General features: G+C 41.4%; 27 protein-coding genes. 1 reads left to right on the plus strand and 26 read right to left on the minus strand.

The features are described from left to right. Positions 1–466: 466 nt before the first annotated feature. Positions 467–856, plus strand: a complete 390-nt coding sequence (locus L1D15_RS21395) for a hypothetical protein (RefSeq protein ID WP_042766358.1) — start codon at positions 467–469, stop codon at positions 854–856. Positions 857–1,504: 648 nt separating this feature from the next. Here L1D15_RS21395 and L1D15_RS21400 read toward each other — a convergent pair. The 26 genes from L1D15_RS21400 to L1D15_RS21535 all read right to left on the minus strand — a co-directional run bounded on the left by L1D15_RS21400 (position 1,505) and on the right by L1D15_RS21535 (position 24,430). Beyond that, positions 1,505–1,897, minus strand: a complete 393-nt coding sequence (locus L1D15_RS21400; RefSeq protein ID WP_239876979.1) for a nuclear transport factor 2 family protein — start codon at positions 1,895–1,897, stop codon at positions 1,505–1,507. 145 nt (positions 1,898–2,042) lie between these two features. Beyond that, positions 2,043–2,384 carry a hypothetical protein gene (locus L1D15_RS21405; RefSeq protein WP_239876980.1) on the minus strand — a complete coding sequence of 114 codons (342 nt, stop codon included), beginning with the start codon at positions 2,382–2,384 and terminating at the stop codon, positions 2,043–2,045. A 17-nt stretch (positions 2,385–2,401) separates the two neighbouring features. Continuing rightward, positions 2,402–2,536 (minus strand): hypothetical protein, encoded by a 135-nt coding sequence (locus L1D15_RS22090; protein WP_275658456.1) that lies wholly within the window; start codon positions 2,534–2,536, stop codon positions 2,402–2,404. Between the two features lie 240 nt (positions 2,537–2,776). Next, on the minus strand, positions 2,777–3,031 hold the full coding sequence (locus tag L1D15_RS21410; RefSeq protein ID WP_239876981.1) for a hypothetical protein: 255 nt from the start codon (positions 3,029–3,031) through the stop codon (positions 2,777–2,779). Beyond that, positions 3,000–3,260, minus strand: a complete 261-nt coding sequence (locus L1D15_RS21415; protein WP_239871653.1) for a YrhK family protein — start codon at positions 3,258–3,260, stop codon at positions 3,000–3,002. Before L1D15_RS21415 ends, L1D15_RS21410 begins: the two co-directional genes overlap by 32 nt. 41 nt (positions 3,261–3,301) lie before the next feature. Further along, positions 3,302–3,460: a hypothetical protein gene (locus L1D15_RS22130; protein ID WP_345779274.1), complete on the minus strand. Its 159-nt coding sequence runs from the start codon at positions 3,458–3,460 to the stop codon at positions 3,302–3,304. Between the two features lie 957 nt (positions 3,461–4,417). Continuing rightward, complete coding sequence (locus L1D15_RS21430) at positions 4,418–4,849, minus strand: hypothetical protein (protein WP_239876982.1); 432 nt, start codon at positions 4,847–4,849, stop codon at positions 4,418–4,420. Positions 4,850–5,020: 171 nt separating this feature from the next. Beyond that, entirely contained in the window at positions 5,021–5,464 is a 444-nt protein-coding gene (locus tag L1D15_RS21435; protein WP_239876983.1) for a GNAT family N-acetyltransferase, read from the minus strand. A 645-nt stretch (positions 5,465–6,109) separates the two neighbouring features. Then, entirely contained in the window at positions 6,110–6,595 is a 486-nt protein-coding gene (locus L1D15_RS21440; RefSeq protein ID WP_239876984.1) for a GNAT family N-acetyltransferase, read from the minus strand. A 247-nt stretch (positions 6,596–6,842) separates the two neighbouring features. Next, a complete protein-coding gene (locus L1D15_RS21445; protein WP_239876985.1) occupies positions 6,843–7,169 on the minus strand; it encodes a hypothetical protein in 327 nt (108 codons plus the stop codon). Positions 7,170–7,968: 799 nt separating this feature from the next. Beyond that, the gene (locus L1D15_RS21450; RefSeq protein WP_239876986.1) at positions 7,969–8,442 is read right to left on the minus strand and encodes an HAD family hydrolase; all 474 of its coding nucleotides are present in this window, start codon (positions 8,440–8,442) and stop codon (positions 7,969–7,971) included. Positions 8,443–9,066: 624 nt separating this feature from the next. After that, positions 9,067–9,870, minus strand: coding sequence for a hypothetical protein (locus L1D15_RS21455; RefSeq protein ID WP_239876987.1), 804 nt, complete (start codon positions 9,868–9,870; stop codon positions 9,067–9,069). 596 nt (positions 9,871–10,466) lie between these two features. Continuing rightward, positions 10,467–10,922: a GNAT family N-acetyltransferase gene (locus L1D15_RS21460; RefSeq protein ID WP_239876988.1), complete on the minus strand. Its 456-nt coding sequence runs from the start codon at positions 10,920–10,922 to the stop codon at positions 10,467–10,469. Positions 10,923–11,529: 607 nt separating this feature from the next. Beyond that, positions 11,530–11,937: a VOC family protein gene (locus L1D15_RS21470; protein ID WP_132937395.1), complete on the minus strand. Its 408-nt coding sequence runs from the start codon at positions 11,935–11,937 to the stop codon at positions 11,530–11,532. Positions 11,938–12,518: 581 nt separating this feature from the next. Beyond that, a complete protein-coding gene (locus L1D15_RS21475; protein ID WP_239876989.1) occupies positions 12,519–13,265 on the minus strand; it encodes a hypothetical protein in 747 nt (248 codons plus the stop codon). 189 nt (positions 13,266–13,454) lie between these two features. Beyond that, complete coding sequence (locus L1D15_RS21480; RefSeq protein WP_239839075.1) at positions 13,455–14,000, minus strand: N-acetyltransferase; 546 nt, start codon at positions 13,998–14,000, stop codon at positions 13,455–13,457. 1,550 nt (positions 14,001–15,550) lie between these two features. Next, a complete protein-coding gene (locus tag L1D15_RS21485) occupies positions 15,551–16,066 on the minus strand; it encodes a hypothetical protein (protein ID WP_038177580.1) in 516 nt (171 codons plus the stop codon). 185 nt (positions 16,067–16,251) lie between these two features. Further along, on the minus strand, positions 16,252–16,662 hold the full coding sequence (locus tag L1D15_RS21490) for a hypothetical protein (RefSeq protein WP_239876990.1): 411 nt from the start codon (positions 16,660–16,662) through the stop codon (positions 16,252–16,254). 604 nt (positions 16,663–17,266) lie between these two features. Continuing rightward, positions 17,267–17,812, minus strand: a complete 546-nt coding sequence (locus L1D15_RS21495) for a DUF6228 family protein (RefSeq protein WP_239876991.1) — start codon at positions 17,810–17,812, stop codon at positions 17,267–17,269. Positions 17,813–18,088: 276 nt separating this feature from the next. Further along, positions 18,089–18,286, minus strand: coding sequence for a hypothetical protein (locus L1D15_RS21500; RefSeq protein ID WP_239876992.1), 198 nt, complete (start codon positions 18,284–18,286; stop codon positions 18,089–18,091). 604 nt (positions 18,287–18,890) lie between these two features. Continuing rightward, entirely contained in the window at positions 18,891–19,058 is a 168-nt protein-coding gene (locus tag L1D15_RS21505; RefSeq protein ID WP_239876993.1) for a hypothetical protein, read from the minus strand. A gap of 912 nt (positions 19,059–19,970) precedes the next feature. Further along, positions 19,971–20,777 carry a trypsin-like peptidase domain-containing protein gene (locus L1D15_RS21510; RefSeq protein WP_239876994.1) on the minus strand — a complete coding sequence of 269 codons (807 nt, stop codon included), beginning with the start codon at positions 20,775–20,777 and terminating at the stop codon, positions 19,971–19,973. A 558-nt stretch (positions 20,778–21,335) separates the two neighbouring features. After that, positions 21,336–21,956: a hypothetical protein gene (locus L1D15_RS21520; protein ID WP_239876995.1), complete on the minus strand. Its 621-nt coding sequence runs from the start codon at positions 21,954–21,956 to the stop codon at positions 21,336–21,338. Between the two features lie 1,105 nt (positions 21,957–23,061). Next, complete coding sequence (locus L1D15_RS21525; protein ID WP_239871547.1) at positions 23,062–23,565, minus strand: hypothetical protein; 504 nt, start codon at positions 23,563–23,565, stop codon at positions 23,062–23,064. 144 nt (positions 23,566–23,709) lie between these two features. Then, the gene (locus L1D15_RS21530; RefSeq protein WP_239876996.1) at positions 23,710–24,252 is read right to left on the minus strand and encodes a hypothetical protein; all 543 of its coding nucleotides are present in this window, start codon (positions 24,250–24,252) and stop codon (positions 23,710–23,712) included. 28 nt (positions 24,253–24,280) lie between these two features. Next, entirely contained in the window at positions 24,281–24,430 is a 150-nt protein-coding gene (locus L1D15_RS21535) for a hypothetical protein (protein ID WP_239876997.1), read from the minus strand. Positions 24,431–24,835 lie beyond the last annotated feature (405 nt).

The raw sequence follows: 24,835 nt of genomic DNA on the forward strand, positions 1-24,835 counted from the left end.
GCAAAAAACTAGCCGGATGGAAATAGCTAACTTTCAACGAACAAGCTTGGCCAAGAGCACTTAAAACCAGAAAAAACTCAGCCACTAACGTCAAAGCTTGCCAGTTAAAGAAACTTTCACCTGAAAATCTTCGAGCCACGTAGCTGCTGAAATTCGCGACAAACGAGATTATTGAAGTGGCTGACTGCCAAACTAAAAAACAGTGCAAACTTAAAGCAACCTAACGCCCTGTTAAGGGGTGAGCAACGCAATACCAAAGTCGCCGCATACCACCTTAATCACTAAAATCAACGCATAGTGAAAATGCCACGCGTTGCGAATCCCTCTTGAACAGTTTGTTATGCGACTGTTCGTAAGGCTTTAACATTTCCAACATGAACCACACTAACCAACACAACAACTTGATTTTAAAACTTAATTTTATAACATAACGTTCCAGTGGAATGCCATATTAAGGAAACATTCGATGTTTAATGCGATAGGTAATAGATTATACACAGCTAAAGTCCAGGCTGATATTGGTGCTCAGTTTGACCAAGAGGTCGATGGTTTTCTAAATATATCAGTACGTAAACAAACTTTTATCAATACTGTTGTTGCCTCTGTCCCTGCTGAAAGTTTTGAAGTAGCAAAAAAACAAGAAGTAAAAATATTCTACAGTGCTTTAATTTCTTTAGCAGCTTACCTTGCCGAGGTAATGAAAGGGAACATAACCCCGAATAATGAAGTTGAGGCTGCGGTTTGCCTTTGCCTCATAAATAGAGTTGAACGAGTAAATTTAGAGCTCATTAGTGAACACGAACGTGCAATGGTTTATTCTGCAATGCACACCTTAGAAGCATTTCAAACAAAGTAAGCAAAATGAAGTCCGTTCAAATTGATTATATGAACGGGCTCGCAGACGCATAACGCCCTTGCTAAGCGGCGACCAACAATAACACAAAACTACAGCAAACCACCGTAACCACGATACCCAACTAGACACAAAACCGCCAAGCGTTGGTTGTCCGTCTTGAGCTGATTGTTAGGTATGCTCATTACGAATGCTTTTGCTCGCTTAAGCTATAAGACTAAACCATGAAACACCAAAGCTAAATGCACCGCAACAACCACCGAAGTTGAATAACAACCAAGCCACTATTTTTGCGGTGGCACACTGAAGCCAAAAAGCTAACCAAATTGAGATGACAAACTTCCAATGAATAGACTTGGACAAGAGCACTAAAAACAGAAGACGCTCTGCCTACTCACACAAATGTTTGTCAATAGAAGGAAACTTTCACCTGAAAAAGTTCGAGCCACATGGCCACTGAAACTCGCGACAAACAAGATTATTGAAGTGGCTGAGCGCTAAACTAAAAACCGTACAAATCCAGAGCAACCTAACGCCGCGTTAAGGGGTGAACAACGCAAGCCGCCAAATCTAAATTATTGTGCCACAAACACAAAAGCTAAACTTTGAACCAAAATTGCCAAGCGTTGAGAATCCCTCTTGAACGCTTTGTTATGTGCGTGCCTGCTCTTGCACCACCCTCACCCACTTGGAACGCCACTCCTGAGCTTCCATTGGGTCTGGCCAGTACTCTTTCTGTTTACGAATAAACCCATTTTCTACCGTATGGAAAGTAATAGCACGCGCCTTTTGAACGCTATCAGTTATAGAAACATCAGTGACTACTGTTTCGCCATCGCAGACAATTGAATGAACGACGAACTCCCAAGTACCATTTGCTGGATAGTAAGAGTTAATTGCCGTGAAGTTGTCTCGTCCAACAATAAGCTCACCAGATTGAGGCCAAAATCCTTCAAAATCTGGGCTAAGCCACTCACTTGCTTTCGCGAAATCATTCGTTTTCATTGCGTCCCAAAAAGCTAAGACGACTTCCTTTGAATTCATTATTTCCCTCCAAGCACATAACGCCCAATTAAGGGGTGAACAACGCCTCCACCCAAACCAAAAGCATTGTGCCATAAACACTAAAAGTGAAGTAGGAGCAAAAGTGCCAAGCGTTGTGAATCCCTCTTAAATTGCTTGTTATGAATTACGGCAGAATTTTAATTGCCTTACCGTGTAGATAGTTGTTTGAGCAGCCGTCAACCCAAAGTGTAATTGTCTTATTTGATGCTAGTGCAAACATCCCAATGGATAACGCTTGATCCGCTAACTTAGGATCAGTAATTGCGACGAACTTCTTAGTTGAGCAAGTCTCAGAAGAAACGAATGACGATTTGTGCACAAAGTAGACGCCTGCTGCGATTCCGCTACTAAAATTCGAAGGGAATACTTCAACTCCCTCATTGTCCTTTGGTTCCAAGCTAATCCACTCAGCAGATAAGACATTCGCAGATACCAAAAGTAATAAGATTGTAGTTACTAATTTCATAAACTTTCCTCAAGGATTCATAACGCCCTTGCTAAGCGGCTACCAACAATACCACAAAGCTCAAACAAACCACCGTAAACACGATACCCAACCAGACACAAAACCGCCAAGCGTTGGTTGTCCGTCTTGAGCGGATGGTTAGGTATGCTCACTACAAACACCTTTGCTAGCTTGAGCTATAGGACTAAGCCATGAAACTACAAAGCTCAATGCACCGCAATAACCACCAAAGCCGAACAACAACCGCGTCACTATTTTTGCGGTGGTTTACTGAAGCAAAAAAACTAACCAAATCGAGATAACTAACTACTAATGAATAAACTTGGGCAAGAGCACTTAAAACAGAAAACACTCACCCACTGACGCCAAAGATTACTAATTAAATGAATCTTTCACCAGAAAAAGTTAGGGCCACATGGCCGTTTAAATTCGAGACAAATACGATTATTGAAGTGGCTTACTGCCAAACTAAAAAACCGTACAAACCCAAAGCAACCTAACGCCCTTGCTAAGCGGCTACCAACAATACCACAAAACTCAAACAAACCACCGTAAACACTGAACACAGCCAGACACAAAATCGCCAAGCGTTGGTTGTCCGTCTTGAGCTGATGGTTAGGTTGACGACTTCGATACTCTTCCAACATGAACTAAACTTGTAAGCTTTATTAGTGGTTTAATGATTAGTTGGGCACTACCTACAACAAACAACCAAGTACCACTTTCAACAAGAGACTCATTCAAAAAGAAAAAACTACCAACTAAAAACCAAATCGCTATTAGCAAATCATTGATTGCTCCCAAGGCCTCATAACGACGTTGGATAACAATATGTCGATTACCAATGTCTAGATCTAATTTCATAGTTTGACTCATTTTCACCTCATAAAACGATCCATGACCGAATAAAATAAACATCAGGTCGCAAATGTCCATTGGCAACCTAACGCCCTTGCTAAGCGGCTACCAACAATAACACAAAACTCAAACAAACCACCGTAAACACTAGCCTCAACCAGACACAAAACCGCCAAGCGTTGGTTGTCCGTCTTGAGCGGATGGTTAGGTATGCTCATTACGAACATTTTAGCTAGCTTGAGCTATAGGACTCCCCCATGAAACACCAAGGCCAACTGCACCGCAATAACCACCAAAGCTAGATAATAACCACGTCACTGTTTTTGCGGTGGCTCGCTGAAGCCAAAAAGCTAACCAAATTGAGAGAGCGTACTTTTAATGAGTAAACTTGGACAAGAACACTTAAAAACAGAAAACACTCAATCACTAACGTCAAAACTTGGCAGTTGAATGAAACCTTCACCTGAAAAAGTTCGAGCCACATGGCCGCAGAGATTCACTACAAATACGATTATTGAAGTGGCTGACTGCCAAACTAAAAAACCGTACAAACCCAAAGCAACCTAACGCCCTTGCTAAGCGGCTACCAACGATATCACAAAACTACAGCAAACCACCGTAAACACTAAACTCAACCAAATACAAAACCGCCAGGCGTTGGTTGTCCGTCTTAAGTAGATTGTTAGGTATGCTCATTACGTACACCTAAGCCAGCTTGAACTATAGGACTTACCCATAAAACACCAAAGCCAACTGCACCGCAATAACCACCGAAGCTGAATAGTAACCACATCACTATTTTTTGCGGTGGCTTACTGAAGCAAAAAAAGCTAACCACATCGAGATAACGAGCTGCCAATGAATAAACTCGGGCAAGAGCACTTAAAACAGAAAACACTCAGCCACTGACATCAAAACATGCCAGTTGAATGAAACCCTCACCTGAAAATGTTCGGGCCACATGGCCGCTGAAATTCGCGACAAACAAGGCAGTTGAAGTGGCTGAGCACCCAACTAAAAAAACGTAAAAACTTAAAGCAACCTAACGCCCAATTAAGGGGTGAACAACGCCTCCACCCAAACCTAACGCATTGTGCCATAAACACTAAATTCGAAGTAGAAGCAAAAATGCCAAGCGTTGTGAATCCCTCTTAAATTGCTTGTTATGTACAAATTTACCCACTGAAATAACTCGTAGCAATAGATAAAATAGCAACAAATATACTTATTCTCGCCAGCACAATAGATTGATCAAAATTCAAACTATCCTCTATAGCAGCAATAGTATTTTCGAACCGTCCCAAACTACTAGTAAAGACCACCCTTGCTCTTTCGACTACTTTATAATTGGTGTCCTTGATGCTTAGATGAGCGAAGTTATCGTGCATAGAGTCTTCCAAATCACCCACAAAGCTACCATCTAACTCTTCGAGTTTTTCCAATTGTTGTTTATGCACTGATTTTGCAATATTTAGACTTATTTTTAATTTAGCTTTAAACAAGCCTCTGTCATTATTTAAAAGCTCTTCATTTGCTTTATTTATAATCTTTGAGTTCTCAGTATACTCTGCAATCAGCTCATTAAGATGAATTCGATTATTTTTCATACAACACGACCAGTAATTTCTTGTGAAAGATGCAGTCAAGCTCTTTGTACATAACGCTTTGCTAAGGTGCGGCTAAACCACGAAACCTGAGCAAAGCCACCGTAATCACAAAACTCAAGCAAACCAAAAATGCCTAAGGTTAGCCGTCACTCTTAAGCAATTTGTTAGTTTTCATTTGCATAGCATATTGATGCCTGTTGCTTGAAAACCTAGCTCTTGATAAAGCTTAAACGCCCTATCATTTTCGTAAGCAACTAATAATTCGACCTGAACCACACCTGTGCTAAACCACTGCTCTTTGAGTATTTGAAAAACTTTTTGACCATAACCTTTACCTTGAAACTCGGGAAAAACCTGAAAATCATAGATAAACACATTGTCACTATTTGAACCATACCAAAAATAACCAATTTGGCTCTTACCCTTTTGGGTTTTAGCTTCAAGACTAAGAAGAACATTATTTGGTGTATCTAAGCCTTGAGGTAAGCACTCATCTAGTTCGATATTCGCTAGCCGAATACCATCTTCGCTAGAAACATAATTAGCTTGAGCTAATTCTAAGCCCCTAAATTTATTTGAATACGATCTATAAGACCGAAATTCAGCGTCATTCATACTTCTGAATGAGACCATTTATGATAAACCTCCTGTGGTGGCGTGAAAACTAACGCCCTTGCTAAGCGGCTACCAACCTATCACAAAACTCAAACCAACCACCGTAAACGCCGCACCAAACCAGACACAAAATAGCCAAGCGTTGGTTGTCCGTCTTGAGCTGATGGTTAGGTATGCTCATTACGAACGTTTTACTCGCTGGAGCTATAGGACTAAACTATCAAACACCAAAGCTAGCTGCACCGCAATAACCACCCAAGCTGAATAACAACCAAATCACTATTTTTGCGGTGGTTCACTGAAGCAAAAAAACTAACCGGATGTATATAGCGAACTTTCAACGAACAAACTTGGCCAAGAGCACTTAAAACGAAAAACACTCAGCCACTAACATCCAAGCTTGCCAGTTGAATGAAACCTTCTCCTGAAAAAGTTCGAGCCACGTGGCCGCTGAGGTTCACTACAAATACGATTATTGAAGTGGCTGACTGTCAAACTAAAAAACCGTACAAACTTAAAGCAACCTAACGCCCAATTAAGGGGTGAGCAACGCCACCACCCACACCTAAAGCATTGTGCCATAAACACTAAATTTGAAGTAGAAGCAAAAATGCCGAGCGTTGTGAATCCCTCTTAAATTGCTTGTTATGTTCGTAGCCATTTGTACATGACGTAGCTATCAACTAACCCTAAATGAGCATGCTTATATGCCTTGGGAATTGTACCTATGATTTGAAACCCTAGCTTCTCCCAAAGCTTCACCGCAACTTCATTGGTAGAGACCACGCTGTTAAATTGCATCGCATCAAAGCCAAGTCTTAGAGCTGTTTCCTGAGAATGTTCACACATAAGGCGTGCAATGCCCTTACCTCTAGCTTCGCTAGAAACCATGTATCCACAATTACATATATGGCTACTTGGCCCCATTGCATTTGGCTTGATGTAGTAAGAGCCCAGTACAACGTCATTTTCTACGAAAGCAAAAGCTTTCAGGGGAGATTCACACCATAAAGCGAATGATTGTTCTAGCGTCATATTTGGGTCAAAGGCATAAGTTTCTTGTGCCTGAATTACCGCTGAAAATGTTGGCCAAAACGACTCAAAATCGGCTTTTGTGATTTCCCTAATCATGAATTTCCTCCTAGAACATAACGCCGCATTAAGGTGTGAGCGACGCTTGGCTATACTTGAGCGAAGCGAAAACGCCAAGCGTTGCGAATCACTCTTAAATGCTTTGTTATGCGTAACCTACCAACGATTGACTAACCCTGTACTATGTACCCGCTTTCTCTTTTTTGGAGCCACATAATCACTGTCTAGAAATATTTCGCTGCATGACCGACAAGACCAACGACCTTTAGAACCTGCCTCTTGAAGCCTAACTAATATCCTTACAACGTTGGCAATACGGGCCGTCCCTTTTACCACCAGACTCTAACCAGTAATAAGGCTTTTCGTAGATAGTATTGCCTTGGTTTTCCAATTGTTTTTGAAGTTGAGAGATTAGTTGTTCTTTTTCTAACAACAATCCCTGTATTTCTGACACTTCAATTCGTGCATCAGCGAGAGCAGAGATAAGATCAGCCAATTGAAGGTTAATTTCTGCTTGTTCAAGCGCAGAAGTACTTGTTCTAACCGCTTTCGTGAGTTCAACAGCTGTTTTCAGACTCGTTAGTGCTGTACTTATTGTTGCTATATCAGTCATATTACCTCTTGTTACGCATAACGCCCTTGCTAAGCGGCAACCAACGATACCACAAAACTTAAACCAACCACCGTAAACACTAAACATAACCAGACACAAAATCGCCAAGCGTTGGTTGTCCGTCTTGAGCTAATGGTTAGGTATGCTCATTACAAACACCTTTGCTGGCAAGCGTTGGTTGTCCGTCTTGAGCTAATGGTTAGGTATGCTCATTACAAACACCTTTGCTGGCTTGAGCTATAGGACTAAGCCATGAAATACCAAAGCTCAATGCACCGCAATAAGCACCAAAGTGGAGTAACGAGCATATCACTGTTTTTGCGGTGGTTCGCTAAAGCAAAAAAAGCTAGCCAAATTGAGAGAACGAACTTTCAACGAACAAACTTGACCAAAAGCACTTAAAAACAGAAAACACTCAGTCACTAACATCAAATACTTGCCAGTTGAATGAAGCTCTCACCTGAAAAAGTTCGAGCCACACGACCACTTAAATTCGTGACAAACAAAACAGTTGAAGTGGCTGAGCGCCAAACTAAAAAACCGTACAAACTTCAAGCAACCTAACGCCCNCACTAACATCAAATACTTGCCAGTTGAATGAAGCTCTCACCTGAAAAAGTTCGAGCCACACGACCACTTAAATTCGTGACAAACAAAACAGTTGAAGTGGCTGAGCGCCAAACTAAAAAACCGTACAAACTTCAAGCAACCTAACGCCCAGTTAAGGTGTGAGCGACGCTTGGCCATACTTGAGCGAAGCGAAACTGCCAAGCGTTGCGAATCACTCTTAAATGCTTGGTTATGTGCAAATTTCCAACAAATGACAGACTTGCTTTACATTGTGGACAGCACTAACACTTTGTTTTGTGGGATTAAACCAGATTACATTAATGCCCGCTGTGATTGCTGGCGCAATGTCTTTATCGTATGTATCCCCAACCATCACAACTGATTTAGGCTCTATGCCTAACACCCCGATTATCTTGTCGAAAAACCCTGGCGTTCCCTTACCAATACCAAGGTTCGCTTTACAGAAGTAACCTGAGATATATTGAGACAAACCAACTCGGTCAAATGCAGCCTTGATATCAGCTTCTGATGAATCTGAAGCATTTGTGGCTACGTAGACCTTATTGTTTATTGATAGCTTTCTAAGAACTTCAAGAGCCCCATCGACAGCCTGAACCGTCACCCAGTCACACATTTTTCCGCTGTGTTCTGGGAAATCGATCATAAACGTGTCACCCCAGTCAAATAGGTAAACCTTGGTCATATTGCCTCCTTGCACATAACGCCCTTGCTAAGCGGCTACCAACAATACCATAAAACTAAAACAAACCACCGTAAACGCCGCACCAAACCAGACACAAAACCGCCAAGCGTTGGTTGTCCGTCTTGAGCTGATTGTTAGGTATGCTTATTTCGAGTGCCTTTGCTCGTTGGTGCTATAAGACTAAGCCATGAAACACCAAAGCCAACTGCACCGCAATAACCACCGAAACGGGAATAGTAACCACGTCACTATTTTTGCGGTGGTTCACTGAAACAAAAAAGCTAACCACATTGAGATAACGAGCTTCCAATGAATAAACTTGGGCAGGAGCACTGAAAAACAGAAAACACTTAGTCATTCAAGCCAGAGTTAGCTAATTGAAGAAAGCTTTCACCTAAAAAAGTTCGAGCCACATGTCCACTGACACTAGTAACAACAAAAGGATTCAAAGTGGCTGATTGCAAAACTACAAACCGTACTAACTTAAAGCAACCTAACGCCGCGTTAAGTAGTGAGCAACGCACCCACTGAACCTAAACCATTGTGCCGTAAACACTAAAGCTGAATCAAACCGAAAATGCCGAGCGTTGCGAATCTGTCTTAAACGCTTTGTTATACGAATTTTTATTGCTGTTCATTTTTATAGTAAAAGCCTTGCGGTAATGTCATTGTAATTGAGCCACTTTCTGTATAGAGACCAACATAAGACCCGTTTTTTAAGATAATTAAACCTGTGACTTCTTCTTCAATAGTCGGGTTATACTCCTTAAGATGCTTAGTCTTAATTGAAACGCAGGGATTCCAGCCGTTCTCAGCCCTTTCACAAATTTTACCACTTTTCCCGTCTAGGTACTCTGACACAACTAGTTGACCATGTTGATTGCCAATGCTTGGCAAAAATACCCATATAGAAACGAACAAAGGTAGTAGACATAAAATGAATAAGAAAAAATATGACGCCAAGAAAGCAAAAAATGCCTGTTCCTTCGCAAAGAGCCATGCTAGTGGTTTGAGGATATAAGCAAATAGAAATGGATGAGTGGCTTTAAAGCGCACATAACGTACTTTCGACCTATAGTTTTTAAGACCATTTGCATCTATAGCTTGTACATTTGAGGTTGTAGTTTCTGCGGTTAAGGACGACCAAACCCTTGCAAATAAATACACCGTAGGGAAAATCACTAATACTGCATGGGGGTATGTACCCATTATAATTATTAAGTTTACGCCTAGTTCCCTACTTGCATAATATGTCCATACTATTGCATTAGCCCAGTCTATAGCGAAAAATGCATATTCAAAACCAAAAGCTTCCACATACCCTTGGTAGTAACCAAGACCGTAGACATACATTGCATTGGTTAACAACCCAGACCCAGCAAATATCAGTAGAACTCTCTTAAAAATTCTTTGAACAACTACTTCCAATCGATACTCCCTGATAATTCGTATAACGCCCTGCTAAGCGGCTGCCAACAATACCATATAACTCAAACAGCCCACCTTAAACACTTAACTCAACCAAATATAAAGTCACCGAGCGTTGGCTGTCCGTCTTAAGCAGTTTGTTATGTTTCTTGAAGATGCTTTATCTCTCCTTTGAGAATAAAATAACCTATAAAACCACCTACAATAGGAAGGCCCAACGACAAAAAAATTATTAAAAATCGGTGTCGAACCTCTCTGGCACGAAATGCAACCACCGCTGGAGAAAGCCAGAGGCCAAAAACACCAACGCTCAAGAGCACAACTTCTACCCACGAAATCCATTCATACTGCTCAATTACACTAGGGAACGTTGTAAGTGCTATTAATTGAAAAACAAATACACTTATAAAGCATAACATCGATAATTTTATGAAATTCACTAAGACCTCTATATAAATTGCTAACAATCGAGCAAACATAACGCCGCGTTAAGTGGTGAGCAACGCCCCACTACACTAAATAAAACAACCTTAAACACCGGACTAAAATTTGCAACCAAAACCGCCCAGCGTTGCGAGTCCGTCTTTAACGCTTTGTTATGAGGCAACTTGAAGAGACAAAGAAAGGAAGTTTTCATCGCTTTCAGTCACCTTGTACCCTAGAGATTTGTAAAACCTTACCGCTGACTCATTTCTAGTAAAGCTTGATAAGGTTACGTGACTACGCCCTTGCTCTCGCGCTATTTCGTGAACCATATTCATTACCTTTCGACCCAATTTTTGATTTTGAAACTCTGGAAACACAATGAATAAATGTACATGAAGTGCAGCGTCGTAAGGCTTGAAACATAGCATTCCTACTTGCGTGTTATTGAGATAAACCCAGTGAAACCAATGCGGCTCGTAGTCACTTTTTAAGCGATTGACCTGAAACTCATCACACCAACCAAAGACGGCATCAACATGCGAATAAAGTCCTTGTTTCACAACAGAAAACAGATTTTCAAACTCATCACTTTCTATTTGTACTAGTTGAATATCCATATGCCTCATAACGCCCTTGCTAAGCGGCAACCAACGATACCACAAAACTACAGCAAACCACCGTAAACACTAAACATAACCAGACACAAAACCGCCAAGCGTTGGTTGTCCGTCTTGAGCGGATGGTTAGGTATGCTCATTACGAACGCTTTGCTCGCTGGAGCTATAAGACCAACCTATGAAACACCAAAGCTAACTGCACCGCAATATCCAGCAAGCTGAAGAACAACCACGTCACTATTTTTGCGGTGGTTCGCTGAAGCCAAAAAGCTAACCAAATTGAGATAACGAACTTTCAACGAACAAACTTGACCAAGAGCACTTAAAACGGAAAACACTCAGCCACTGACATCAAAGCTTGCCAATTGAATAAAATTTTACCCGACAAAGTTTGAGCCACATAACCACTAAAACTAGCGACAAAGAAAGATTCGAAGTGGCTGAGCACCAAACTAAAAAACGTACAGTCTTAAAGCAACCTAACGCCGCATTAAGGGGTGAACAACGCAAGCCACCCAAAACTAAGCCATTGTGCCATAAACACTTAAGCTGAACTTTAAACTGAAACCGCCAATCGTTGAGAATCCCTCTTAAATGCTTTGTTATGTGAATTTTGTCAACGGACGTCCTGACAGAACCTAAACAAGTACCCGTCTGGTGATTGCACGATAAACTGCTTTTGAACGACGGACTTAGTACCACATTCATACGATTTAGATTCGAGCGCTAGATAAATTGACTCATTAGATTTCGAACACACTTCACGATATAAGCGTTCAATGTCATTAACATCCCACTGAAAGTTCATACCACGGCCCAGCGGGAATTCTGGATTACCAGTGATCCACTTACGACTTTGACTGGATAAGCCTTCTAACATTAAATCGACACCATCGAGTGTTAAATATACAAACTGTTCTTCTGGCCTTTCGTATTTGATGGCAAAACCAAGAATATCTGTGAAGAAAGCCTTACTTACATTTATATCGAAACAATACAATTCTGGAACTACTCGTAATGTCATGATTTTCCCTATTCACATAACGCCCTTGCTAAGCGGCGACCAACAATAACACCAAACTCAAAAAACCACCGTAAACACTGAGCACAACCAGATACAAAACCGCTAAGCGTTGGTTGTCCGTCTTGAGCGGATGGTTAGGTATGCTCATTACGAGCATCTACGTTTGCTTAAGCTATAGGACTCACCCATGAAACACCAAGGCCAACTGCACCGCAATAACCACCAAAGCTGGATAATAACCACGTCACTGTTTTTGCGGTGGCTCGCTGAAGCCAAAAAGCTAACCAAATTGAGATAACTAACTACCAATGAATAGACTTGGGCAAGAGCAATTAAAACGGAAAGTCCTCAGCCACTAACGTCAAAGCTTACCAGTTGAATGAAACTTTCACCTGAAAAAAGTTCGAGCCACATGACCACTGAGATTAGCGACAAACAAGATTATTGAAGTGGCTGATTGCAAAACTACAAACCGTACAAACTTAAAGCAACCTAACGCCGCATTAAGGTGTGAGCGACGCTTGGCTATACTTGAGCGAAGCGAAACTGCCAAGCGTTGCGAATCACTCTTAAATGCTTTGTTATAAGCGTTCTTTTTTACTAAGGGAAACTAACCGTTCTCCTAGCCAAGTAAGCCGCCAAATGTTGAAACGTTTGCCATTACCTGCCTTGAGGTACTTTACAATGCCGACAGCACTTAACCCAGAAACAATCATAGGTAAGAAAGCTATCGTTTTAGAGACTGGCTTGGAAAGGCTTGCTAGTACTTCGGGAGGAGAAAACAGAAGAACGACCGTCGATAAGAGCGCTAAAAATGTGATTGCCATAAATAAAAATTGGATCAACCCTATTTTTAATTCATTTTGTTCAACCAACCCCAGAGTTTTTAGATTTGTTAGACGATAACGGTCCTCTCTACTCAAGCTGTCTCGATTAAACACCTTAATTAGAGTTATAGCGTCTCCGGATGATAGTTTCTTAAGCTTTGTAAGCAGTACTTCAGAATTAAAACTATCCTCAGAGTTTAATAGTAAGTTATGCCAGATATCTGATAACGTTTCATCTGAAGGATCTATCTTTTCTATCTCCCCAGCCCATTGCTCAAATAGTTCTAGTTGAGAATAAGAAAGCTCGGTCTCTTGCTTGCTAACCGACTTTTTGCGAACCGATTCAATGTGTGAAAGTAGATTTTGTTCCTCTCGTTTAGCTTTAGCTCCTTCAATTCGATTTTGAAAGTAGTCCTTTAATTCAGTGCCTAAGTAATCTGTACTGGGCTTCAGTAACGACTCGAACACCGAAACTGATAATTTTTGTTTTATTTCAGACACTTCACGCTCCAAACGAATAAGAATGTCACCTTGATATCACAAATGAACCCAAATGCATAGATTGAGCTTATAACGCCGCGTTAAGTGGTGAGCAACGCTACCACTGCACTTAAAGCATTGTACCGTAAGCACTAAATTTGAAGTAGAAGCAAAAATGCCTAGCGTTGGGAATCCGTCTTAAACGCTTTGTTATGCGTAATTTTTGACGTACTTTGTCATTGCTGTTTCCGAGACTGACAAACCGTCGATTCTATATTGATCTTTGAACTCTCCAACAACATCGAACCCTGCTTTTAGGTAGAGGTTCTTTGCTGGGAAATTCTCTGATAGTACACAAAGATCAACCCAGTCAATTTCGGCTTTTTCTTGGCAGAAATTTATAACCGCATCAATGAGTCGTTGACCAATACCTTGCTTCCGGCAGGAAACATCTACGCCCATACCAAGTAGAACTCGATGAGAACGGCTATCATCACCGTGGTGGCGAAGATCAATGTGACCTTTGATACTTCCAGAGGTGTCTTTTACAACCCAGAGCTTTCTCCAACCTAAATCGCCAAAGTGATGGGAAAAACCTTGGATAAACTTATCTTTTGTTGCTTCTGGAATTTCACTTTGCTCTCTGGACATTGGCTGGAAAAGAGGAACTTCTCCATTACCATTTTCAGACAGCTGATTTTCAAGATACGCAAAGAATGAATCTAAATCCGATTTTCTCGCTTCTACTACTTCCATCTAATACTCCGTAGTCCATCGATTACGCATAACGCCGCATTAAGGTGTGAGTGACGCTTGGCTATACTTGAGCGAAGCGAAACTGCCAAGCGTTACGAATCACTCTTAAATGCTTTGTTATACAAATTTTGAATAGTACCACTATATTAGCGTTTGTAGCTTGCATATCTCATAATTTAGGATTAAGTTGAAAGCGACTTATCGGCGGGTAACAAGTCAACACGTGAGTGCCGCCATTTTTCTTCTTCCGCTATTTCTGTAGCGCCTGCGATACCGCATAACTGTTTTTGATTGTTGTCAATTGAAAACCTCCTGTCCAGACTGAGTTTTATATAGCGGTATATCCAACATGGCATTCGATTATACGATCATGCTTTATCTAGCTATATTCATATTCTTACTCATTCTTATTACGTCACTCATAACTTACGCTATTAAAAAAGAGGTGAGGCTTATGCTAAAAATCTCGGTTAATAAAGTGTTCGTTCTACATATAGAGCTGAACAAATAGGGCGTTATTTAGAACTCGATGTCGAAGCAGAAATATAACAGAACTTAATACTAGCCCTGCACGTCTGCAGGGCTAAAATCTTATACTCTGGTGCATTTGTATAACGCCGCATTAAGGTGTGAGCGGCGCTTGGCTATACTTGAGCGAAGCGAAACTGCCAAGCGTTGCGAGTCACTCTTAAATGCTTTGTTATGTGCGTGCTATTCAAGTGCGTCTTTTATGATTTGCCAGTTAAACAAATGCTCTGGTNTGTTTCAACCAATACAAGGAAGTCAAAATTGACACCACCTCGTAGCCTCAAATGCGGAGTGCTTTTCTCAATACGAGAGCGGTATTTCACCTGAATTTTTGCAGATTTTCCAGTTAGCGGATGCGTAACTTCTAAATCCCAACTAGGTGAAGATGTAGGAGCGATACTTACTAACAGCCTCAGATTAAGCATGATTTGAGACGCTACAAAGTACTCAGCCCCGTCACCACAAATCGCAGCAACCAACTTTTTATCTTCTTCCATCTAACCTTTCCCGAAAAGCACATAACGCCGCGTTAATGGGCAAACAACGCTGCCACAAACATAAAACATTGTGTCATAAACACTGATGCCAAACCATGAGCTAGGACTGCCAAGCGTTGGTTGTCCAATTGAACGCTTTGTTATGTTCTCTTGTCAGGCGTCATGTGAAGGATTACGTTTGCCAAAAGCAGTACAAGAGATAGAAACCATACGACAGTGTTTTCCAAATGAACATCCATACATACAAAAGACAAACTCCCTGTAAGTATGAAGCTAATTCCGATGTACGCTCTGCCTTGCCACTTTCTGTAAAAGTGAAACCCAGAAAGAACTACCAACAAGAAGAAGGCTCCACCTGAAGTTAAAAAATCATTTAGCATCATGCCCCTACTATTAAAACTTCAATCCAACGTATAATGCTATTCACGCAAGAAACATAACGCCGCATTAAGGTGTGAGCGACGCTTGGCTATACTTGAGCGAAGCGAAACCGCCAAGCGTTGCGAATCACTCTTAAATGCTTTGTTATGTTGCCGTTCCGAAGAGCTGATGTAGAGACTCTATCGGGAATTTCCACTTCAAAGTTCTTTGTGGTGTGCGATTGATGCGTAACATTGCATCAGTAAAGTCACAGTGCTTTAACCCACCGTCCATGTAGATAAAGTGCTCGTAGCCACTTAAAACATCTTTCATATTACCCAACAACTTTTTGCTCGCTGTTTTGGTAAAGAGAACATTTTCCGGTGCTTTCTCATAAGCTTCGATAATTTCAGAAGGAAAACCCTCAAGTTCAAGTAGTTGCAAGACACCATTTTTAAAGATTTTACCTATGTCTTTTGCATGCTCCTTTCGATAACCAACCAATATGAACGACATTAAGGTTTGTTCTTCCATGAAAACTAGACATTTTCTACGGTCAGCCGTAAAAAGATTTACATACCAATTACCTATGGTGAAGTTTTCATCTTGAACTTCGATTAAATCTGCTGGTTTCAAGCCTAGCGCATCTTGAACTTTTTTTGTGCATCGCAACTGGTACATAAGCGCAACATCCTGATTTATCGTTACTTTCAGATACGGTAATACGTGCTAGATTCGATTGCAACATAACGCCCTGCTAAGGGGTGAACAACGCATATCATCAAAACTAAGCCATTGTGCCGTAAACACATAAACTCATTCAAACCAACATTGCCGAGCGTTGTGAATCCCTCTTGAGCAGATTGTTATGTGTTGATTAACCATGCTGAAACCAGAAAGCAAGTTAAAGAAATAAGTACACCTAAAAATGGAATTTTAAACCAGTATTTTTTGGCCAAAATTAAATATGACACACCAACCACTACTGGTAAAAGAGAAAACCAAATAGAGTTCTTAATGACTTCGAAATGGTTAACGGCCAATGGAAGGTAAATTGCTGGTAGTAACATGGCACCTAAACTATGGCTAGCATTGAAACCTACCCAAGCGCGCCACATTGTAGTTTCTTTGGTAAGTCTTGGTGACGTACTTTTCATGGCAGTAAACACTGAAGCGTCATAAGGGTTAAACTTTTCTGTGAAAAATGTATACACCAAGTGGATAGCGCCCAGAACACCGAATATTGACACTCCAATTATTATTAATATTTGACTCACATTCCCTCCCTGATTTGACACATAACGCCCTTGCTAAGCGGCAACCAACGATACCACAAAACTCAGACAGACCACCGTAAACACGATACCCAACTAGACACAAAACCGCCAAGCGTTGGTTGTCCGTCTTGAGCGGATGGTTAGGTATGCTTATTACGAACACTTTAGCTAGCTTGAGCCATAGGACTAACCCATGAAACACCAAAGCTAACTACACCGCAACAACCACCGAAGCTGAATGGCAATCACATCACTATTTTTGCGGTGGTTCACTAAAGCCAAAAAGCTAGCCAAATTGAGATGACAAACTTCCAATGAATAGACTTGGACAAGAGCACTTAAAACAGAAGACGCTCTGCCTACTCACACAAATGTTTGTCAATAGAAGGAAACCTTCACCTAAAAAAGTTCGAGCCACATGACCACTGACACTAGCGAAAACAATATTTTGAAGTGGCTGGACGCCAAACTAAAAAACCGAACAAACTTAAAGCAACCTAACGCCGCATTAAGGTGTGAGCGACGCTTGGCTATACTTGAGCGAAGCGAAACTGCCAAGCGTTGCGAATCACTCTTAAATGCTTTGTTATATGCGTTCTAAAACTTAGCTAAAAAACTCAACTACATCACTATGGAATGATGACATTGCTACTGTAGTTGTCGTCAGTTCTGACCTGACTTCCCAAGGCTCCGGACCTTCATTTTCACACACGGAAAGTAAAACGTTAACATGCCCTAGAGAGTCACAAGTAAAAGTTAGACTGAGGTCTTGCTCAATTGACTGAATTAGAACGTGACCATCCCAGCCCTTCCAATTTTCAGCCATAAACTGGATACTTTCCATCCAATGAGCTGTGTCTGAATAACCCCATATACGTTTGCTATAGCTCATGAATGGAGACTTATACGAGATGTAGAAGTAATCACCGTCACGGTCGAAGAAGCAAATTTCAGAAGATGTTTCTGCCGATTTTAGAACTACATTTTTCATCTTTAATTCAATTCCTTGTGGAGCATATAACGCCCTTGCTAAGCGGCTACCAACAATACCACAAAGCTCAGACAAACCACCGTAAACACTAAATATAACCAGACACAAAACCGCCAAGCGTTGGTTGTCCGTCTTGAGCGGATTGTTAGGTATGCTCACTACAAACACCTTTGCTAGCTTGAGCTATAGGACTAAACTATCAAACACCAAAGCTAGCTGCACCGCAATAACCACCCAAGCTGAATAACAACCAAATCACTATTTTTGTGGTGGTTCACTGAAACAAAAAAACTAACCGGATGTATATAGCGAACTTCAACGAACAAACTTGACCAAGAGCACTTAAAACGAAAAACACTCAGCCACTAACATCCAAGCTTGCCAGTTGAATGAAACCTTCACCTGAAAAAGTTCGAGCCACATGGCCACTGAAACTCACGACAAAGAAAGATTCGAAGTGGCTGAGCACCAAACTAAAAACCGTATAATCTTAAAGCAACCTAACGCCCTTGCTAAGCGGCTACCAACAATACCACAAAACTCCGGAAAACCACCGTAAACACTAGCCTCAACCAGACACAAAACCGCCAGACGTTGGTTGTCCGTCTTGAGCGGATGGTTAGGTATGCTCATTACGAACGCTTTGCTCACTGGTGCTATAGGACTAACCCATGAAACACCAAAGCCAACTGCACCGCAATAACCACCGAGGCTGAATAACAACCACGCCACTATTTTAGCGGTGGTTCGCTGAAGCCCAAAAGCTAACCTAGTTGATAGAACAAACTACCAATGAATANCTGGTGCTATAGGACTAACCCATGAAACACCAAAGCCAACTGCACCGCAATAACCACCGAGGCTGAATAACAACCACGCCACTATTTTAGCGGTGGTTCGCTGAAGCCCAAAAGCTAACCTAGTTGATAGAACAAACTACCAATGAATAGACTTGGACAAGAGCACTTAAAAACAGAAAACACTCAGCCACTGACGGCAAAGCTTGCCAGATTAAACTTTCGCCCGAAAAAGCTAGAGCCACATAGCTGCTGAAATTCGCGACAAACAAGATTATTGAAGTGGCTGATTAAAAAACCAAAAACCGTACTCGCCTAAAGCAACCTAACGCCNACTCAGCCACTGACGGCAAAGCTTGCCAGATTAAACTTTCGCCCGAAAAAGCTAGAGCCACATAGCTGCTGAAATTCGCGACAAACAAGATTATTGAAGTGGCTGATTAAAAAACCAAAAACCGTACTCGCCTAAAGCAACCTAACGCCCTTGCTAAGCGGCTACCAACGATACCACAAAACTCAGACAAACCACCGTAAACACGATACCCAACCAGACCCAAAGCCGCCAAGCGTTGGTTGTCCGTCTTGAGCGGATGGTTAGGTATGCTCATTTCGAGTGCCTTTGCTAGCTTGAGCTATAGGACCAGCCCATGAAACACCGAAGCCAACTGCACCGCAATCACCACCGAAACTGAATAGCAATCACATCACTTTTTTGCGGTGGTTCACTGAAGCAAAAAACTAATCGGATGGAGATAGATCACTTTCAACGAACAAGCTTGGCCAAGAGCACTTAAAACAAGAAAACACTCAGCCACTAACGTCAAAGCTTACCAGTTGAAGAAACTTTCACCTGAAAACGTTTGAGCCACATGGCCGCTGAGATTCGCGACAAACAAGATTATTGAAGTGGCTGACTGCCAAACTAAAAAACAGTGCAAACTTAAAGCAACCTAACGCCCTTGCTAAGCGGCTACCAACGATACCCACAAAACTCAAACCAACCACCGTAAACACTAAACATAACCAGGCACAAAACCGCTAGGCGTTGGTTGTCCGTCTTGAGCGGATTGTTAGGTATGCTCATTACAAACGTCTTTGCTCGCTGGAGCTATAGGACTAGACCATGAAACACCAAAGCTGAATAGCAACCACGTCACTATTTTTGCGGTGGTTCACTGAAGCAAAAAAGCTAACCAAATTGAGATTACGAACTTTCAATGAACAAGCCCAGCCAAGAGCACTGAAAACGGAAAACACTCAGCCGCTGACGCCAAAGCTTGCCAATTAAATGAAACCTTCACCTGAAAAAGTTCGAGCCACATGACCACTGAAACTAGCGACAAAGAAAGATTCGAAGTGGCTGAGTACAAAACTAAAAAACCGTACTGGCTTAAAGCAACCTAACGCCGCATTAAGGTGTGAGCAACGCTTCCACATAACTAAACCATACCACCGTAAACACAAAACCCAACGATGGAATGAGAAATGCCAAGCGTTGGGAATCACTCTTAAATGCTTTGTTAGCTTTCTTTTTCTAGGCTCATTTCCAATAGCACTTCTACTACGTCTTTTGTAGACGACAAAATGCATTTGTGAGACTTATGCCATTCGACTAACACTCCACGTAAGCACAGAGAAAACTCGATTTTGGTGTCGGATTGCATCAGCATAGGACGTCTCGCTTGCAGCTCAAATGCGGGACCACCGCTCATACCATATAAATCAGGTGGGCTGCCAAATTTTTTACTGAAACTATCGATTAATTTTTTGGGATGGAATTCATAGTAAAGTGGTGATTCTACGTTTGTTTTCAACTTATTAGGTGCGGAAATTTGTTCTGCTGTGATACTGAATAAATGCGGGTTTAGCCCTTTACGGAAATCACGTACTCGATTTTTTGTTCCAGGGTACCCCATTAAAAGAAAGAAAGGATTCTCATTGACTGATTCAAAGCTAGAATCATCATAAAGGGTGGTATGAGGTAACTCTTTAATTCCCTCACTTTTCATCCATTTGTCTATACAGAATGCCGCTACATCTCTTTTTTTATTAAATACAACCGCAATATGTTCGAGGATCATTTTTCGCTCACCAAATATGATAGCTGACATTCCATACCTTTTAGCATCTGACATGACATGTTCTGCTGTGACTACAAAATAGCTACCTAGGTGTTTGACAACAAAACCTGAACCAAAACCGTTGAAATCTCGACCTTTTTCAAGGTTATTTGTGTAAAAAGGAACGATGACTTCTTTATAGCGATCAACAATCTTATCTATGTAATCTAAATTTGAGTCACTGAACTCCGAAAAGTCAAAAATCATAAACCACCTATTTATTGAGAATAGCTAACGCCTTGTTAACGCGCGAGAAACTAGTGTGCCATACTATTGAGCGAAGCGAAAATGGCACGCGTTTTGAGTCGCTGTTGAACAATTTGTTATAGCTACAACTCTACGAACTTCGCCATTCAGATAAAGCCTCAGTGACGTTAAAGTTAGTTCTGAAATTAGCTACTTTCCTCGGTGCAAAATACTCCGGTTTCGCACGGATACTACTAGCAAGTTGATCGATATATGATTTGCCCGTTGATTTATAACTTGATGCTTCCGAATGAGTTAATTGAATCTCTATGGTAAACATGCCGACAGTTCCACATACCACCGACAAATACATATCGTTTGTGTGTTGGAAAAGAAGCCATGACATGTGTTCTTCATCTAAAACTACCACCAACCCTCCAGTAGCTATAACGCCCTGTTAAGGTGTGAGCAACGCAACACCGATGCTGCCGCATACCACCTTAAACACAAAACGCGACGCATAGCAAAAATGCCACGCGTTGCGAATCACTCTTAAACAGATTGTTAGGCTTCTTAGCTTCAGAGTGATTGCCGCAATAGTTGATCCCTCACGTCATTGATAGTTTTTGAATACTCGTCAGCCTTAGCTCGCAATACTTTTACTCGTTGTTTGGATGCCTCATTTGTTAACGAGGCAGTTCTCGCTATTTCATTTACAACTTTCGAATACTCTAACAGAGGAGTCAAATGCTCTGGTTCTAGCCAGAACATGTTTTTATTTAATATATCATTAAAAGGCTTTAGGTGTTTTTGATTGAGGACTAGGACCTGTCTCTTAAAATCCCTAGCTATTGTTTTCTCTGCATTCAAAACGGTTAACTCAGCTTGCTTAGCTGGAACGCCATCTTTGATTTGCTGCTGCATTTTTATCAGTTTAGACTTAATTTCTTTATCAACCGATTTGTAGTAGTCATCATATAAATGCAGAGAGGTGTTGAGTAGATAAGCCTGCTCCCAGACTTCAGCAAGCTTCATCACTTTTGTTTTGTTAAATTCGACATAAGCATTATTAATAGACTTATTTTCTTCTAACAAATGTGCTGCATAAAATGCAGCCGCGCTAACTATCGCTCCAATGAAGAGCTTATCTATCAAACTCTTAACTACGTCATACTTAATAGCTTTCCATAATTCTGACATTTATCCTCCTGAAGCCTAACGCCCTTGCTAAGCGGCGACCAACAATAACACCAAACTCAAAAAACCACCGTAAACACTGAGCAAAACCAGATACAAAACCGCTAAGCGTTGGTTGTCCGTCTTGAGCGGATGGTTAGGTATGCTCATTACAAACGCTTTTGCTCGCTTAAGCTATAGGACTAAACCATGAAACACCAAAGCTAAATGCACCGCAACAACCACCGAAGTTGAATAACAACCACATCACTATTTTTGCGGTGGCTCACTGAAGCCAAAAAGCTAACCAGATTGAGATTACGAACTTTCAATGAATAACCCCAGCCAAGAGCACTTAAAACCAGAAAACACTCAGCCACTAACATCCAAGCTTGCCAGTTGAATGAAACCTTCACCTGAAAAAGTTCGAGCCACATAAACACTGAAACTAGCTACAAAGAAAGATTCGAAGTGGCTGAGCGCTAAACTAAAACCGTACAAATCCAAAGCAACCTAACGCCGCGTTAATGGGCAAGCAACGCTACCACATACTTAACCCATTGTGCCATAAACACAAAAACTAAAATGTAAACCAAAACTGCCAAGCGTTGGTTGTCCGATTGAACGCTTGGTTATGGAAGGTTGAAACAACCAGTACGCTCACCGCACAACTGCAAGTCTTTGTAACCACAAAACCCAACAAACCTCATACAGCAACCCCCAAAAGCCTAAAGAAGAAACCTAACAACAACGATACGGCCAATTGAAACAAAGAAGGGCCGCCCCACTATAGCCTATGTTCAGCTAATTGCCGCAATACAAATTTTACTTGGGAGCCAAATGCAAACGGCAGATTAGCCTTCACGACGCACTCAAAGCGACTTTCACCAGAGATTAGAATTTAGAACCAAGTGGGTGTACAAAAACTGCCATTAAATTCACAGCGAACGCTGAGCCAATCAACCAAAGAAGAACTCTATCTTGCTGCACCATAACGCCTTGCCAAGGTGCGGCTAACTACCACGAAACCCAAGCAAAGCCACCGTATTCCCGAAAGCCAGCTAAACCAAAAATGCCAAAGGTTAGCCGTCACTCTTAAGCAATTTGTTATGTTTCTTTAGTTCACAAGCTAGTCACCGTATTTGCGAGTATGGACATAGTTCTTTTCGAATCCAAGTAATCCCCCTGTGATGTGAGATAACTTACACCTAAGCCAGAATTTAAGCGCAACTTGGTAAGGTAACCCGTTATTTGCAAAATACGTCCTTCCACAGACTAGTTGAACAACAAATGCAAAATTTTTGCTTTGGAAATTTTTGACGTAATAATCTCTTACTGATGCCTCATAAGCAGATCTTGCGCCCACTGAAACTGGAACATCAACATCCATCCCTTCACGAGCTGACGCAAAACCCTCAAGCCAATTGAATTCACCTTCTTCATTAACATAACCGAGAGCAGAGATGTCTATTGGAAATTTGCTATGGTTGATAATTGAAACATATGATTTGAATGAGTTGTCAACCCGCTTGAGGACAATACGAATAAGATAGACCTCTTTGATTGCTGCGAAATACAACGCAATTAACGATATAACCAATGAAATTACTGATACTGCCTCTGAAATGGTCACCTTTTTCTCCCCAAAAAACATAACGCCCTGCTAAGTGGCTAGCAACGCATACCACAACACTCAAACCAACCACCGTAAACACTGTACCAGACTAGAACTAAAATCGCCGAGCGTTGATAGTCCGTCTTAAGCAGTTTGTTAGGGCTACATTTCACAATAAAACTCAGAATTACTAATGTAAACGTCTGTTGATTTAGAAATAGCAACAATTCCTACTTTACAATAGCTAGCGTTTTCTTTTTGCGTCTCCGTTATAGGAGGTAAAAGTGGAAATCGAGGCAAAGATGAAGAAGCGTCTGTAACCACAATTGTTTCTTCATAAGGCTTAATAACTCGCTCTTTAGATATTTTGAACTCAAGAACTTCGCATACAGTTTCATCTGTATTCTCTGCTGAGAAAACCAATCGATCAATTACACCCGACTTTCTACCGTCATTTCGTACGAGTAACTCAGCAACACCTTCATTACCTTCATTTAAGGACAATATTTCCACATATAACTCAGCACGCTTCTCTACAAAGGCATCAACATAGTAAGGCCATATTGCAACTAGCAATGCAACTGCCGCAGATATACTAGCAATAACCGGAGCGGAGAATATTAAGCCTCTTTTAACGATGTTTTGATACGCTCCGCAGTGGTGACAACGGCTCGGTGAGTACAACAGTAGTTGTTTACAGTCCACACACCTACTTTTCTGTTTCCTAAGCACTTCAACTCCTCTGTAGCCCTAACGCCCTTGCTAAGCGGCAACCAACAATAACACAAAACTCAAACAAACCACCGTAAACACGATACCCAACTAGACACAAAACCGCCAAGCGTTGGTTGTCCGTCTTGAGCTGATGGTTAGGTATGCTCATTACGAGCATCTCTGTTCGCTTAAGCTATAGGCCTAAGCCATAAAACTACAAAGCTCAATGCACCGCAATCACCACCAAAGCCGAACAACAACCACGTCACTATTTTTGCGGTGGTTCGCTGAAACAAAAAAAGCTAACCAAATTGAAAGAGCGAACTTTCAATGAATAAACTTGGACAAGAGCACTTAAAAACAGAAAACACTCAATCACTAACGTCAAAACTTGGCAGTTGAATAAAAACTTCACCTGAAAAAGTTTGAGCCACATGACCACTGAAACTAGCGACAAAGAAAGATTCGAAGTGGCTGATTGCAAAACTACAAACCGTACTAGCTTAAAGCAACCTAACGCCCTGTTAAGGGGTGAGCAACGTAATACCGGAGCTGCCGCATACCACTTTAACCA

The sequence above is a fragment of the Vibrio sp. Isolate25 genome (assembly GCF_022398025.1).
Lineage (GTDB): Bacteria > Pseudomonadota > Gammaproteobacteria > Enterobacterales > Vibrionaceae > Vibrio > Vibrio coralliilyticus_A.